Genomic DNA, 12,663 nt, shown 5'->3' on the forward strand with positions numbered 1-12,663 from the left:
GACGTGCGACGGTCCGCGCATCGGACTCGCGGATGGGCGGCGCTGACCAAAGTAGGGGGCGGTGGCGACCCCGGGCGCCTGCGCGACGGCGTACGTCGTCCTAGCCTGAGCGACGTGGAGCGTCCGGACCCGTGCGAGTACCAGCCGCCGTTGCGGCTGTGGAGCCACCTGTGGCGCGTCGCGGTGATGCTGTGCCTCAGCGCCGTCGCGTGGCTGCCGGTGTGGAAGCACCAGGCCGACGTCTCGCACGCCTGGTGGGTCCTCGACCTGGCGATCGGCGCGGCCGGGTACGTGCTGGTGTTCTGGCGCAGGCGCTGGCCGCTGACGGTCGCCGTGGTGCTCGCCCTGGCGGGCGCGGTGTCCGGCTCGGTGGCCGGCCCGTCGGTGCTCGCCGCGGCCTCGGTCGCGACCCGTCGGCGGTGGCGGGAGATCGCGCTGGTCGGGGCCGTGAACTTCGCCGCGGCGCAGCTCTTCAGCGTCCTCACCTCGCCCGACGACGACCCGATCTGGCTGATCCTGATCGCGAACGCCATCGCCGTCGCTGCGGTGCTCGGCTGGGGCATGTACATCGGCTCCCGCCGCGAGCTGATCTGGACGCTGCGGAACCGGGCCGAGCGCGCGGAGGCCGAGCAGGAGCTGAGGGTCCAGCAGGCACGCGGCCAGGAGCAGACCCGCATCGCACGCGAGATGCACGACGTGCTCGCGCACCGCATCTCCCAGATCTCCATGCACGCGGGCGCGCTCGCGTACCGGGACGGACTCCGGCCCGAGGAGGTCCGGGCCAGCGCGGAGGTGATCCGCGATAAGGCCCACGAGGCCCTGACCGACCTGCGGGGCGTGCTCGGCGTGCTGCGCGACGGCACCACCGGCGAGCGGACGCTCACGCCGCAGCCGACGTACGCCGACCTGGCAGGCCTGGTCGACGAGGCGGAGGAGTCCGGCGTCCGCATCGAGTTCGAGGACCTCGTGCACGACCCGGTGCCGGAGGCGGCGGGCCGGACGGTCTACCGGATCATCCAGGAGGGCATCACCAACGTGCGCAAGCACGCACCCGGCGCGCTGCTGACGGTGCGGGTGACCGGGTCGCCGGACGACGGCATCGACGTGCTGCTGCGCAACCCCGTCGGGTTCGGCCCGACCCGCACGCCCGGCGCCGGGCTGGGGCTCGTCGGCCTGTCGGAGCGGGCGGAGCTGCGCGGGGGTCGCCTCGACCACGGCCGCGACGGGTCGACGTTCGTGCTGCACGGGTGGATACCGTGGGCCGCATGATCACCCGACGGAAGTGCCCGCCCGGCACGGCCTTCCGCAGGGACCCCGCACCAGCATGACGACCGTCCTCCTCGTCGACGACGACCCGCTCGTGCGCTCGGCGCTGGCGCTGATGCTCGGCGGCGAGCTGGACATCGAGGTCGTCGGCGAGGCCGGTGACGGCCACGAGGGCGTCCGTCTGGCGCGGGAGCTCGAGCCCGACGTGGTGCTGATGGACATCCGGATGCCGCGCTTGGACGGCCTCGAGGCGACCCGAGCGCTGCACAGCCGCCCGGACCCGCCGCGGGTGATCGTGCTGACCACGTTCGACGCCGACGAGCACGTCGTCGAGGCGCTCGCGTCGGGCGCGGACGGGTTCCTGCTCAAGGACACCCCTCCCCCGCAGATCGTGGACGCGATCCGCAAGGTCGTCGAGGACGAGCCGATGCTCTCGCCGTCCGTCACCCGCACCCTGATCCGGCGGCTTCGGGACGAGCCCGACGACAACGCCAGCGCGACGGCGGCCCGAGCGACCGAGGCGGAGTCGCGGCTGGCGCTGCTCACCGAGCGCGAGCGGGACGTCGCCCTCGCCGTGGGTCGGGGCCTCAGCAACGCCGAGATCGCCCGGGACCTCTACCTCTCGGTGCCGACCGTGAAGGCGCACGTGTCCCGGCTGTTCGACAAGCTGCACGTCACCAACCGGGTGCAGATCGCGATCTGCGTGCACGACGCGGGCCTGTCCTGACCCGTCGAGTGACGCGAACTGGCTGCCCGGAGGGCCGATTCACGACCATTTCACGTCACTCGACGGGAGATGGCCGGGCTCAGAGGTCGTAGACGGCGCCGGCCCGGGCGAGCTCGATGGGGCCGTCGTACTCGGCGGCGGCCTCGGCGAGGGCGTCCGCGGGGTCGAACCACGGGGGCACGTGGGTGAGGACCAGGCGGCGTACGCCGGCGCGCCGGGCGACCCGGCCGCCGTCGGCGCCGGTGAGGTGCAGGTCGGGCGGGTTGGTGTCGACCGAGCGGAACGACGCCTCGGCGAGGAACAGGTCCGCGTCGCGGGCCAGGTCCTCGAGCGCCGGGGTGGGCCCGGTGTCGCCCGTGTAGGCGATGGTCACGCCGTCGGCGGAGACGCGCAGGCCGAACGCGTCGACCGGGTGCGCCATCGGCACCGGGGTGACCGAGAACGGCCCGACCTCGATCGGCCCGGACCACTCCCGGAAGTCGAACTCGTGGTGCATGCCTGGGTCCAGGGGCAGGTCGTACGCCCGGGCCATCCGGTCCGCGGTGCCGGCGGGACCCCAGACCGGGATGCGCGGCTGAGCGCCGGACGGGTGGTACTTGCGCATCACGTAGTAGCCGGACAGGTCCAGGCAGTGGTCGGCGTGCAGGTGGCTGAGCAGCACGGCGTCGACGGCGAGCGGGTCGGCGTGCACGTGCAGCGCACCCAGCGCGCCGCTGCCGAGGTCGAGCAGCACCCGCCAGGTGCGGCCCGCCGGATCGCGGGGGTCCTCGGCCTCGAGGAGGTAGCAGCTGGCCGGCGAGTGCGGCCCCGGATAGGAGCCGCTGCAGCCCACGACGGTCAGCCTCACGCGAGGCCTCCGACGAACTGGCGGGCGCCGGCCAGCTCCGGCCCGAGGAACCGGTGCCCGATGGTCGCGAACTCCTCGGGCGAGCCGGTCGTGAGGAAGGAGTACGTCGGGTCGCCGCCCGGCCGCAGCAGGCTGGTGCGGGTGAGCATCTTGTAGACGTCCTTCGCGCACTCCTCGGCGCTGCTGATCAGCGTGACGTTGTCGCCCATCACGTAGGAGATGACGCCGGTCAGCAGGGGGTAGTGCGTGCAGCCGAGGATCAGGGTGTCGACGCCCTCGGTGATCAGCGGGTCGAGGTACTCGTGCGCGACGCCGATCAGCTCATCGCCGCCGGTGATGCCGGCCTCGACGAAGTCGACGAAGCGCGGGCAGGCGCGGGTGGAGAGCTGGACGTGGGGCGCGGCCGCGAACGCGTCGTCGTAGGCCAGCGACTCGGCGGTGGCCCGGGTGCAGATCACGCCGATCCGGCCCGTGCGGCTGGCGGCGACCGCGCGCCGGGTGGCGGGGAGGATCACCTCGACCACCGGGACGTCGTACCGCTCACGCGCGTCGCGGAGCATCGCCGCGGAGGCGGAGTTGCAGGCGATGACCAGCGCCTTGACGCCCTGCTCGACCAGGTGGTCGAGGCACTCGAGGGCGTACTCCCGGACCTCGCCGATCGGCTTGGGCCCGTACGGCTGGCGGGCGGTGTCGCCGACGTACACGATCGACTCGTGCGGCAGCTGGTCGATGACGGACCGCGCGACGGTCAGGCCGCCGAAGCCCGAGTCGAAGATGCCGATGGGAGCGTCGACCGTCCCCGGGCCCGTCATGGTGTGCACAGCACGCAAGGCTAGGTCCTCGCGCCCCCGAACCGCAGGGCACGCGACCGAGGTCACGGGAGATGACGGTCACGCCGGTCAAGGTGGTCCGGTGTTCCACGCCCTCGCTACCGCCGTCCTGGGACCGCGACTCGACTCCGCCCAAACGCTCACGGTGAGCCGCTGAGAGGTCCACAATCGGCGCATGAGGGCCGAGGAGGAGCTGGAGCTCCTGCAGCAGCGGATGGACAACGCCCAGCGGCTGGCCAACATGGGCGACTACGACTGGCACATCCCGACCGACACGAACCGCTGGTCGGACCAGCTGTTCCGGATCTACGGCTACGAGCCGCAGGCGTTCAACGCGACGTACGAGCGCTTCCTGTCGATGATCCACCCCGACGACCGGGAGCGGATCCAGGGGATCCACCAGCACGCGTACGCCACCGGCGAGCCCTACGAGATGATCGAGCGGATCACCCGGCCGGACGGTGAGGAGCGGTTCCTGCACTCCAACGGCCAGGTGATCATGGGCCCCGACGGCGCGCCCGAGCGGATGCGCGGCACCTGCATCGACATCACCGAGCAGTACCTCGCCGAGCGCGAGCGCGAGGCGACCGCCGTGCGGCTGAGTGAGGTCAAGCTGCGTCGCCGGCAGGCCGTCGAGATCAACGACAACATCGTGCAGGGCGTGACCGCGGCGATGTACGCGCTCGAGCTCGGCGACGCGGAGGGGTGCCGCTCCTACCTCGACGCCACGCTGTCAGCCGCCCGCTCGATGATGGAGCCGGACGAGGACCTGGTGCGCTCCGAGCCCGCCAGGCTGGATCAGGGCTGACCGGGGGCGCGTCGGGATACCCGGCGAACCGGGGATTCCTGCGCTTCCCGGGCATTGCAACGCCCGGTGAGTGCGGTGATACCCGGCGAACCGGGGATCCCGCCCACGGTCACACCAGGCCCACACCAGGCCCACACCAGGCCCAGATCAGGCCCAGAGCTGACCCTCGAGGCGGTCCTCCGCCTCGTCCACGGTGCCCTCGTAGGCGCCCGTCGAGAGGTACTTCCACCCACCGTCGGCGACCACGAACGCGATGTCGGCGCGCTCGCCGGCTCGGACCGCCTTGGCGGCCTGGCCGAGCGCGGCGTGCAGGATCGCACCGGTGGAGATGCCGGCGAAGATGCCCTCGAGCTCGAGCAGCTCGCGCACCCGGCGTACCGCGTCGCGCGGCCCGACCGAGAAGCGGGAGTCGATCAGCGAGGCGTCGTACAGCTCCGGGACGAAGCCCTCGTCGAGGTTGCGCAGTCCGTAGACGAGCTCGCCGTACCGCGGCTCGGCCGCGACGATCCGCACCTCGGGCCGGGCCGCGCGGAAGAACCGGCCCACGCCCATCAGGGTGCCGGTGGTGCCGAGGCCCGCGACGAAGTGCGTGATCGACGGCAGGTCGGCGAGCAGCTCGGGGCCGGTGCCCTGCTCGTGGGCGAGGGCGTTCGCGGCGTTGCCGTACTGGTAGAGCATCACCCAGTCGGGGTGCTCGGCCGCGACCTGCTTCGCGACCCGGACCGCCTCGTTCGAGCCGCCCGCGGCCGGCGAGGAGACGATCTCGGCGCCCCACATGCGCAGCAGTTGGCTGCGCTCCTCGGAGGTGTTCTCCGGCATCACGCAGACGATCCGGTAGCCCTTGAGCTTCGCGGCCATCGCCAGCGAGATGCCGGTGTTGCCGGAGGTGGGCTCGAGGATCGTGCAGCCCGGACGGAGCCGGCCGTCCTTCTCCGCCTCCTCGATCATCCGCAGCGCGGGGCGGTCCTTGATCGAGCCCGTCGGGTTGCGGTCCTCGAGCTTGGCCCACAGGCGTACGTCGGGCGTCGGGGACAGCCGCGGCAGCCCCACCAGCGGCGTACCACCGACGGAGGCGAGGAGGTTGTCGAAGCGGGTCATGCCTACCGGGAGCCACCGGCGACGGCCGGCAGCACCACGACCTGGTCGCCGTCGCTGAGCTCGGCCTCGAGACCGCCGATGAACCGGACGTCCTCGTCGTTGACGTAGACGTTGACGAAGCGGCGCAGGTCACCGCCCTCGATGAGACGGTCCTTGATCCCGGGGTGGTTGGCCTCCAGGTCGTCGATCAGCGCGCTCAGGCTGGCGCCCTCACCGGTGACCGCCTTCTCGCCGGCGGTGTAGGTGCGCAGGATGGTCGGGATCCGGACCTCGATGGCCATGGGTGTGACTCCTCAGTCTGTCTGCTCGTCCACGACGGTGACCTCTTCCTCGGTCACCTCGCCGTCGACGATCCTGTACGACCTGAACTCCACCGGGCCCTCGTTATTCCCGTGCAGACGGGTGCTGACCAGCACGTAGTGGGCGTTCGGCTCCATCGCCAGCCCGATGTCGGTACGGCTCGGGTAGGCCTCGGTCGCCGTATGGGAGTGGTAGATCACCACCGGCTCCTCGCCGTTCTCGTCCATCTCCTTGTAGAGCTGGAAGAGGTCGGTGGAGTCGAACTCGTAGAACGTCGGGCTGCCGGCCGCGTTGACCATCTCGACGAACCGCTCCGGGCGGTCGCTGCCCTCCGGGCCGGCGACGATGCCGCAGGCCTCGTCGGGGTGGTCCCGCCTGGCGTGCGCGACGATGGCGTCGTACGTCGCGCGGTCGATGGTCAGCACGGCCCAAGGTTACGAGGGCGGGCGCCGGAACCTGGTCTCCGTCTCACCTGCGAGGACGTCCTCGATCCGCTCGAGCAGCCAGTCCGACATCGGGGGCAGCGCATCGGCGGGCCACCAGCGGACGTCGGTGTTCTCGTCGTCGTTCACCCGGGCCTCGCCGCTCACCCAGCTGCAGTCGAAGGTGAGGTCGAGGTAGATGCCGAGGTCGCCGTTGCCGTGCACCACCTGGGGACTGGCGCTCACCGAGGCCAGCCGGTCGACGGTGACGACGACCCCGGTCTCCTCGAGAGCCTCGCGGGCGGCGCCGATCGCGGGCTCCTCACCCGGGTCGAGGATGCCGGTGACGGGCGCCCACGCGCCGTTGTCGGCGCGGAGGGTGAGGAGGATCTCCAGGTCACCAGGGTCACCGGGGGCACCCCGGCGCACCACCGCCGTCACGGCGGGGAGCCACAGCTCGTGGGTGCCGACCATGGCCCGGAGGTCGGCGATGAACGGCGGGATCGGCATCAGCTGGCCCTCACTTGCTCAGCGCCTCGACCAGCGTCTCCTGCAGGTAGCCGACCCACTCGTAGATGTCGTGGGCCTGGGCGCGCGGGTCGTCGTCCGGGAGCGAGTGCCAGTACCCCTCGTCGTCCTCCTCGATCTCGAGCCGGGTGGCCAGCGCCAGGCGCAGGTCGGTGAACGACCGCAGCCAGGTCTCGGCCGTGGCCTCGTCGAGCTCGACGTCGATCATCAGCCCTTCCTCGGTCAGCTCGGGGGGCAGCCCGGCCTCCTCGAGCCCGTCGATGATCGTGATCGCGGCCTTCGCCTTGCCGTCCCGGAGCGTGCCCTCGGTGAAGCGCCGGAACTCCGCGGCGGCCTCCTCGTCGTTCGGGTACGCCGTCGGGAACAGCCGGGCGAGCACCGGGTCCTCGGGCTCCTGGGTCGGCCCGGAGAAGTCCATCATCGCCGCGAACGGGTCCGCGTCGTCGCGGGGCACGGCCGCCTCGTTGCGCAGGAGCTCGACGAGCTGGCCGGCCAGCGAGCGCAGCAGGTCGGCCTCGAAGCCGGTGAAGTTCGCGATGATCAGCTTGCTGCGGCGGTGTCGCTGGAACGCGCTCATTCCTGCCTGTCCATCGTCGCCCAGAGGCCGTACTCGTGCATCGCCTGCACGTCGCGCTCCATCTCCTCGCGGCTGCCGTGGCTGACCACGGACTTGCCGTCCTCGTGGACCTCCATCATCAGCTTCTCCGCCTTCTTCTTCGAGTAGCCGAAGTACTTCTGGAACACGAAGGTCACGTAGGACATCAGGTTGACCGGGTCGTTCCACACGATCGTCACCCACGGCTTGGCCGTCTGGACGATCTCATCGGAGGTGGTGGTCGGCTCGACCTCGACGGGCGCGGTCACGCCTCCATGTTGGCACACTGAGGTCCGTGTCCAACTCCACCTCGCCCAGCACCGCGCTGCTGACGGACCACTACGAGCTGACGATGCTGGAGGCCGCGCTCCGGTCCGGCACGGCCCACCGTCGTTCGGTGTTCGAGCTCTTCCCACGGCGCCTCCCCGAGGGGCGGCGGTACGGCGTGGTCGCGGGCGTCGGTCGGGCCCTGGACGCCATCGAGTCGTTCCGGTTCGACGCCGCGACACTGGAGGTGCTCGAGGACGTCGTCGACGAGCCGACCCGGGAGTGGCTCGCGTCGTACCGCTTCTCCGGCGACGTGTGGGGCTATCCCGAGGGCGAGGCGTACTTCCCGCACTCGCCGCTGCTGGTCGTGGAGTCGACGTTCGCGGAGGCGGTGCTGCTCGAGACCGTGCTGCTCTCGATCTACAACCACGACTCGGCGATCGCGTCCGCGGCGTCGAGGATGACGCTGGTCGCCGGGGACCGCCCCTGCATCGAGATGGGCTCGCGCCGCACCCATGAGGAGGCCGCGGTCGCCGCCGCGCGGGCGGCGTACGTCGCCGGCTTCGCGACCAGCTCGAACCTCGCGGCCCGGCAGCGGTACGGCGTGCCGACCGCGGGGACGAGCGCGCACTCCTTCACGCTCCTGCACGACAGCGAGACCGACGCGTTCCGGGCGCAGGTGGCGTCGCTGGGCGCCGGGACCACGCTGCTGGTGGACACCTACGACGTCGAGGAGGCCATCCGCGCGGGCGTCGAGATCGCCGGCCCGGGACTCGGGGCGGTGCGGCTCGACTCCGGCGACCTCGCCGTCCAGGCGGTGCAGGTGCGGGCGCTGCTCGACTCGCTGGGGGCGTCCTCGACCCGGATCATCGTGACGAGCGACCTGGACGAGTTCGCGATCGCGGCGCTGGCGGCCGCGCCGGTCGACGGGTACGGCGTGGGCACGCAGCTGGTCACCGGCAGCGGGCACCCGACGTGCGGGTTCGTCTACAAGCTGGTCGCCCGGGCGTCGGACTCGGGCGAGATGGTGTCGGTGGCCAAGCGGAGCGTCGACAAGGTCTCGGTCGGGGGGCGGAAGTATGCGCTCCGCCGCCGGTCGGCGGACGGCGTGGCCGAGGCCGAGGTGATCGGCGTCGGCAGGGCGCCGACCGACGACGGCGACGACCGGTCACTGCTGGTGCCGCTGGTGCGGTCCGGCGAGATCGTGGGGCGCGAGTCGCTGGACGACGCGCGGGCGCGGCACCTGGCCGCCCGCGCCGAGCTCCCCGTCGCGGCGCAGCAGATGTCCCGCGGCGAGCCCGTGATCCCGACGGTTACTGTCGAGGCATGACGCGCGCGTTGCTCGTGACGGACGTACAGAACGACTTCTGCGAGGGCGGTTCACTGCCGGTCCCGGGCGGCGCGGCGGTCGCCGCCGACATCGGGGCGCTGCTGCACTCGTGGGTCACGGGCGGCCCGGACGCCCCGGCGTACTCGCACGTCGTGGCGACCAAGGACCACCACGTCGCGCCGGGCCCGCACTGGTCGTCCGAGCCCGACTTCCGCGACTCGTGGCCGGTGCACTGCGCGGTGGGCACCGACGGCGAGGCCTTCCACCCGAACCTCGATCCGCAGCCGTTCGACGCGATCTTCCTCAAGGGCGAGCACCAGGCGGCGTACTCCGGGTTCGAGGGGAGATCGATCGACGGCGTGCCGTTGGCGGACTGGCTCCGGGCGCACGAGGTGGACGCGATCGACATCTGCGGGATCGCGACCGACTACTGCGTCCGGGCGACCGCCCTCGACGCCGTCGCGCTCTCCTTCCCGACCCGGTTGCTCCTGTCGCTGTGCGCCGGGGTGGACCCGTCGACGTCCGAGGCGGCCGTGTCGGAGATGGCGGCCGCAGGAGTGACCATTGCCTGACCTGCTGTCGTCGGTCGCCGACGGCGTCCTGACGCTGACGTTCGACCGGCCCGAGGCCCTGAACGCCGTGACCGGCCCGATGATGGCCCGGCTCGCCGACGAGCTCGAGGGCGTCCGGGCTCGCGAGGACGTGCGGGTCGTGGTCATCACGGGCACCGGTGCCGCGTTCAGCGCCGGCGCCGACATGGCGGCGCTCCGGCTCGCGCCGGCGCACCCGGTCGAGACCATGGACGGCGCCAACCGGGTGATCCGCGCCGTCGTCGGTTGCCCGCTGCCCGTCCTGGCCGCCGTGAACGGCGTCGCGGCGGGTGTCGCCTGCTCGGCCGCCCTGGCGTCCGACATCATCGTCGCCGCCGAGTCGGCGGCGTTCCTGCTGCCGTTCTCCCGCATCGGGCTGATGACCGACGGCGGCTCCTCGGCGACCGTCGCCGCGTCGATCGGCCGGGCCCGGACCATGCGGATGGCGCTGCTCGGCGAGCCGCTGCCGGCCTCGGCCGCCCTCGACGCCGGTCTGGTCACCCACGTCGTCCCCGACGACGAGCTCCCCGCCCTGGTCGCCCGGCTCGCCGGGCGCCTCGCGGCCGGTCCGCCGATCGCGCTCGCGGGGATCAAGAAGGCGGTCAACGCCGCGACGCTGTCCGGGCTGGAGGCCGCCCTCGACCGGGAGCACTCCGGCCAGCGCGCGCTGTTCACCACGCGTGACTTCACCGAGGGGCTCGACGCCTTCGCCGACGGGCGCAGGCCGGTGTTCCGGGGCGAGTGAGGCCCGGCGCACAGCAGGTACGACGAGGACCTCAGGGCTGGCCGCGCGGTCAGCGGGTCAGCACCACTTCCCGGCCAGCGCCCGGATGACGGTCAGGTTGCGGTTGGTCGCGACGCCGAGGTGCTTCTCGACGACGGCGTTCGTCAGCCTGGCCTCGTGGTAGTTCGGCCCGAGCAGCAGGTGCACCGCCCGGCCGCCCACCCGGGCCACCTCCTCGGCCGACGACGCCTTCTCGATCGCCGCCACCTGCGCCGCGGTGGGTGCCTTCTTCAGCAGCGACACGTAGTGCCGGCCCTCGTGGCCGTCCGCGAACCTCTCGGCGTCGGCCGCGATCTCGCGCAGCTCCTCCCGGGTGAACACGATCGTCGGCACCTCGAAGCCGCGGTCGGCGCGGAACGCCTCCTCCAGCGCGTCCTCGATCCGGGCCCGCGAGCGCATGGTCGTGTCGAACCGGACGTTCCCGGTGTTGATGTAGGTCTCCACCTCGGCGAACCCGGCCTTCTCGACGGCGGCCGTGATGGCGGCCTTCGGGAACTTCCGGGTCGCCCCGAGGTTGATCGCACGGAGGAAGCCGACGTACGTGGGCATGGCCACATCCTGCCCGACTGGGAATTACATCGGTTACCGATGCATTATGTCCGGGTGACCACCGAAGCCGACCTCGCCAGCGACCTGGTCGTGCAGGCCGCCCGCCTGGTCCGCGCCGTGCGCCGGGAGCTCGAGCTCCCCGCCGTCCCCCGGGTGCTCTCGCTGCTCGACGAGCACGGGCCGCTGGGCATCACCCAGCTCGCCGAGCTCGACCGCTCCTCGCAGCCGACGATGTCCGGCTCGGTCGCGCAGCTCGTCGAGCACGGCCTGGTCACCCGGGAGCCGAACCCGGCCGACGCCCGCGCCGCGGTCATCACCCCGACGCCCGCCGGGCTGGCCGAGCTCGCCCGGGTCCGGCGCCGGTACGGCGAGCACATCGCCGCCATCGCCGCCGACCACCCCACCATCACCCCCGAGGACCTCGCCACGGCCGTCGCCGTGCTCCGGGCCCTCCTGACCGACAGCAGTCTCCGGAAAGGAAGCTCGTGAGTTCCCTGCTCAAGCAGCCCCGCGCCGTGTGGGCCGTCGCCTTCGCGTGCGTCATCGCCTTCATGGGCATCGGCCTGGTCGACCCGATCCTCAAGGAGATCGCGGCCTCGCTCGGTGCGACCGGCAGCCAGGTCTCGCTGCTGTTCAGCAGCTACATGGCGGTGATGGGCATCGCGATGCTCGTGACAGGTGTGGTGTCGAGCCGGATCGGCGCGAAGCGCACGCTGCTGGCCGGCCTGGTGCTGATCATCGTCTTCGCGGCCCTGGCCGGCTCCTCGAGCACGGTCGGCGCCGTCATCGGCTTCCGCGCCGGCTGGGGACTGGGCAACGCACTGTTCGTCGCGACCGCACTGGCGACCATCGTCCAGGCGTCGAAGGGCTCGGTCGCCCAGGCGGTCATCCTGTTCGAGGCGGCGCTCGGCCTCGGCATCGCCTCCGGGCCGTTGCTCGGTGGGCTGCTCGGTGAGCAGTCCTGGCGGGCACCGTTCTTCGGCGTCTCCACGCTGATGGCGATCGCCCTCGTGGCGACCGCGTTCCTCCTCCCGTCGACCCCGCCCCAGGGACGGCGTACGTCGCTGGCGGACCCGTTCCGCGCGCTGCGCCACCCCGCGCTGCTGCTGCTCGCGCTGGTCGCGATCTGCTACAACCTCGGCTTCTTCACGCTGATGGCCGCCGGCCCGTTCGCGCTCCCGACGTACGGGATCATGCAGATCGGCTGGACGTTCTTCGGCTGGGGCGTGCTGCTGGCCGTCACGTCCGTGGTCGTCGCCCCGGGGCTGCAGCGGCGCTTCGGCACGCTGCCCACGCTGACCGCCGTGCTGGCGCTGTTCGCGCTCGACCTCGCGCTGATGGCGATGTACGCCGAGCACGAGCCGGCGATCATGGCGGGCATCATCGCCGCCGGCGCGCTGCTCGGCATCAACAACACCCTCGTGACCGAGACCGTCATGGGTGCCGCTCCCGTCGAGCGCCCGGTCGCGTCCGCGGCGTACTCGTTCGTCCGGTTCACCGGCGGCGCGGTCGGCCCGTTCGTCGCGATGAAGCTGTTCGAGCACCAGGGCGTGCACGCGCCGTTCTGGTTCGGCGCGGTCGCGATCGCGGTCGGCGTGGCGATCATCGCCGCCGGGACCCCGACGATCCGCAGGGCCCTCGAGGGCGCCTTGCCGGCACACGGGGTCGAGGAGGCCGAGGCGGAGCTCGTCGGCGACCTCGCCTGACACCGCGATCCTGGCC

The 12,663-nt window shown here is 72.2% G+C and carries 17 protein-coding genes; 8 read left to right on the forward strand and 9 right to left on the reverse strand.

Going from position 1 to position 12,663, the window contains the following annotated elements:
- The first annotated feature begins 114 nt into the window (after positions 1-114).
- Together N538_RS0121210 and N538_RS0121215 are read left to right on the forward strand one after the other, a co-directional pair.
- On the forward strand, positions 115-1,269 hold the full coding sequence (locus N538_RS0121210; RefSeq protein ID WP_028638947.1) for a sensor histidine kinase: 1,155 nt from the start codon (positions 115-117) through the stop codon (positions 1,267-1,269).
- A 55-nt stretch (positions 1,270-1,324) separates the two neighbouring features.
- Complete coding sequence (locus N538_RS0121215) at positions 1,325-1,993, forward strand: response regulator (protein WP_028638948.1); 669 nt, start codon at positions 1,325-1,327, stop codon at positions 1,991-1,993.
- A 79-nt stretch (positions 1,994-2,072) separates the two neighbouring features.
- On the opposite strand, the gene N538_RS0121220 is transcribed toward N538_RS0121215, so the two are convergent.
- Both N538_RS0121220 and murI read right to left on the reverse strand, forming a co-directional pair.
- Positions 2,073-2,840, reverse strand: a complete 768-nt coding sequence (locus tag N538_RS0121220) for an MBL fold metallo-hydrolase (protein ID WP_028638949.1) — start codon at positions 2,838-2,840, stop codon at positions 2,073-2,075.
- On the reverse strand, positions 2,837-3,652 hold the full coding sequence (gene murI, locus N538_RS0121225) for a glutamate racemase (RefSeq protein WP_036571711.1): 816 nt from the start codon (positions 3,650-3,652) through the stop codon (positions 2,837-2,839). The genes N538_RS0121220 and murI overlap by 4 nt, the downstream gene beginning before the upstream one ends.
- 193 nt (positions 3,653-3,845) lie before the next feature.
- Here murI and N538_RS0121230 point away from each other — a divergent pair, with 193 nt between their 5' ends.
- A complete protein-coding gene (locus N538_RS0121230) occupies positions 3,846-4,478 on the forward strand; it encodes a PAS domain-containing protein (protein WP_028638951.1) in 633 nt (210 codons plus the stop codon).
- Positions 4,479-4,625: 147 nt separating this feature from the next.
- On the opposite strand, the gene N538_RS0121235 is transcribed toward N538_RS0121230, so the two are convergent.
- From N538_RS0121235 to clpS, 6 genes are read right to left on the reverse strand one after another with little or no spacing between them, the layout of a single operon-like run.
- Positions 4,626-5,576: a PLP-dependent cysteine synthase family protein gene (locus N538_RS0121235; protein ID WP_028638952.1), complete on the reverse strand. Its 951-nt coding sequence runs from the start codon at positions 5,574-5,576 to the stop codon at positions 4,626-4,628.
- Between the two features lie 2 nt (positions 5,577-5,578).
- Positions 5,579-5,857 carry a MoaD/ThiS family protein gene (locus tag N538_RS0121240; RefSeq protein WP_028638953.1) on the reverse strand — a complete coding sequence of 93 codons (279 nt, stop codon included), beginning with the start codon at positions 5,855-5,857 and terminating at the stop codon, positions 5,579-5,581.
- 12 nt (positions 5,858-5,869) lie between these two features.
- Entirely contained in the window at positions 5,870-6,301 is a 432-nt protein-coding gene (locus N538_RS0121245; RefSeq protein WP_028638954.1) for a Mov34/MPN/PAD-1 family protein, read from the reverse strand.
- Between the two features lie 9 nt (positions 6,302-6,310).
- Positions 6,311-6,808 carry an NUDIX hydrolase gene (locus tag N538_RS0121250; RefSeq protein WP_028638955.1) on the reverse strand — a complete coding sequence of 166 codons (498 nt, stop codon included), beginning with the start codon at positions 6,806-6,808 and terminating at the stop codon, positions 6,311-6,313.
- Between the two features lie 10 nt (positions 6,809-6,818).
- Positions 6,819-7,403, reverse strand: coding sequence for a DUF2017 domain-containing protein (locus N538_RS0121255; RefSeq protein WP_028638956.1), 585 nt, complete (start codon positions 7,401-7,403; stop codon positions 6,819-6,821).
- A complete protein-coding gene (clpS, locus tag N538_RS0121260; RefSeq protein WP_028638957.1) occupies positions 7,400-7,690 on the reverse strand; it encodes an ATP-dependent Clp protease adapter ClpS in 291 nt (96 codons plus the stop codon). Before clpS ends, N538_RS0121255 begins: the two co-directional genes overlap by 4 nt.
- Before the next feature lie 26 nt (positions 7,691-7,716).
- Here clpS and N538_RS0121265 point away from each other — a divergent pair, with 26 nt between their 5' ends.
- Genes N538_RS0121265 through N538_RS0121275 form a run of 3 tightly spaced genes read left to right on the forward strand, consistent with a single transcriptional unit; the run spans position 7,717 to position 10,353 of the window.
- Positions 7,717-9,018, forward strand: a complete 1,302-nt coding sequence (locus N538_RS0121265; protein WP_028638958.1) for a nicotinate phosphoribosyltransferase — start codon at positions 7,717-7,719, stop codon at positions 9,016-9,018.
- Positions 9,015-9,590 (forward strand): isochorismatase family protein, encoded by a 576-nt coding sequence (locus tag N538_RS0121270; protein WP_028638959.1) that lies wholly within the window; start codon positions 9,015-9,017, stop codon positions 9,588-9,590. Before N538_RS0121265 ends, N538_RS0121270 begins: the two co-directional genes overlap by 4 nt.
- Positions 9,583-10,353 (forward strand): enoyl-CoA hydratase, encoded by a 771-nt coding sequence (locus N538_RS0121275; RefSeq protein ID WP_028638960.1) that lies wholly within the window; start codon positions 9,583-9,585, stop codon positions 10,351-10,353. The genes N538_RS0121270 and N538_RS0121275 overlap by 8 nt, the downstream gene beginning before the upstream one ends.
- Positions 10,354-10,410: 57 nt before the next feature.
- Here the strand turns inward: N538_RS0121275 and N538_RS0121280 are convergent, their stop codons facing one another.
- Positions 10,411-10,941 (reverse strand): DUF1697 domain-containing protein, encoded by a 531-nt coding sequence (locus N538_RS0121280; protein WP_028638961.1) that lies wholly within the window; start codon positions 10,939-10,941, stop codon positions 10,411-10,413.
- A 54-nt stretch (positions 10,942-10,995) separates the two neighbouring features.
- Here N538_RS0121280 and N538_RS0121285 point away from each other — a divergent pair, with 54 nt between their 5' ends.
- Complete coding sequence (locus tag N538_RS0121285) at positions 10,996-11,430, forward strand: MarR family winged helix-turn-helix transcriptional regulator (RefSeq protein ID WP_028638962.1); 435 nt, start codon at positions 10,996-10,998, stop codon at positions 11,428-11,430.
- A complete protein-coding gene (locus N538_RS0121290; RefSeq protein WP_028638963.1) occupies positions 11,427-12,647 on the forward strand; it encodes an MFS transporter in 1,221 nt (406 codons plus the stop codon). Before N538_RS0121285 ends, N538_RS0121290 begins: the two co-directional genes overlap by 4 nt.
- Positions 12,648-12,663 lie beyond the last annotated feature (16 nt).

The organism is Nocardioides sp. URHA0032 (genome assembly GCF_000620645.1).
Lineage (GTDB): Bacteria > Actinomycetota > Actinomycetes > Propionibacteriales > Nocardioidaceae > Nocardioides.

Bases quoted from the DNA above. Each gene is read 5' to 3' on its own strand.
- N538_RS0121240 (WP_028638953.1), bottom strand. From the start codon at position 5,857: ATGGCCATCGAGGTCCGGATCCCGACCATCCTGCGCACCTACACCGCC.
- N538_RS0121235 (WP_028638952.1), bottom strand. From the start codon at position 5,576: ATGACCCGCTTCGACAACCTCCTCGCCTCCGTCGGTGGTACGCCGCTG.
- N538_RS0121230 (WP_028638951.1), top strand. From the start codon at position 3,846: ATGAGGGCCGAGGAGGAGCTGGAGCTCCTGCAGCAGCGGATGGACAAC.
- N538_RS0121215 (WP_028638948.1), top strand. From the start codon at position 1,325: ATGACGACCGTCCTCCTCGTCGACGACGACCCGCTCGTGCGCTCGGCG.
- N538_RS0121255 (WP_028638956.1), bottom strand. From the start codon at position 7,403: ATGAGCGCGTTCCAGCGACACCGCCGCAGCAAGCTGATCATCGCGAAC.
- N538_RS0121280 (WP_028638961.1), bottom strand. From the start codon at position 10,941: ATGCCCACGTACGTCGGCTTCCTCCGTGCGATCAACCTCGGGGCGACC.
- murI (WP_036571711.1), bottom strand. From the start codon at position 3,652: ATGACGGGCCCGGGGACGGTCGACGCTCCCATCGGCATCTTCGACTCG.
- N538_RS0121270 (WP_028638959.1), top strand. From the start codon at position 9,015: ATGACGCGCGCGTTGCTCGTGACGGACGTACAGAACGACTTCTGCGAG.
- N538_RS0121250 (WP_028638955.1), bottom strand. From the start codon at position 6,808: ATGCCGATCCCGCCGTTCATCGCCGACCTCCGGGCCATGGTCGGCACC.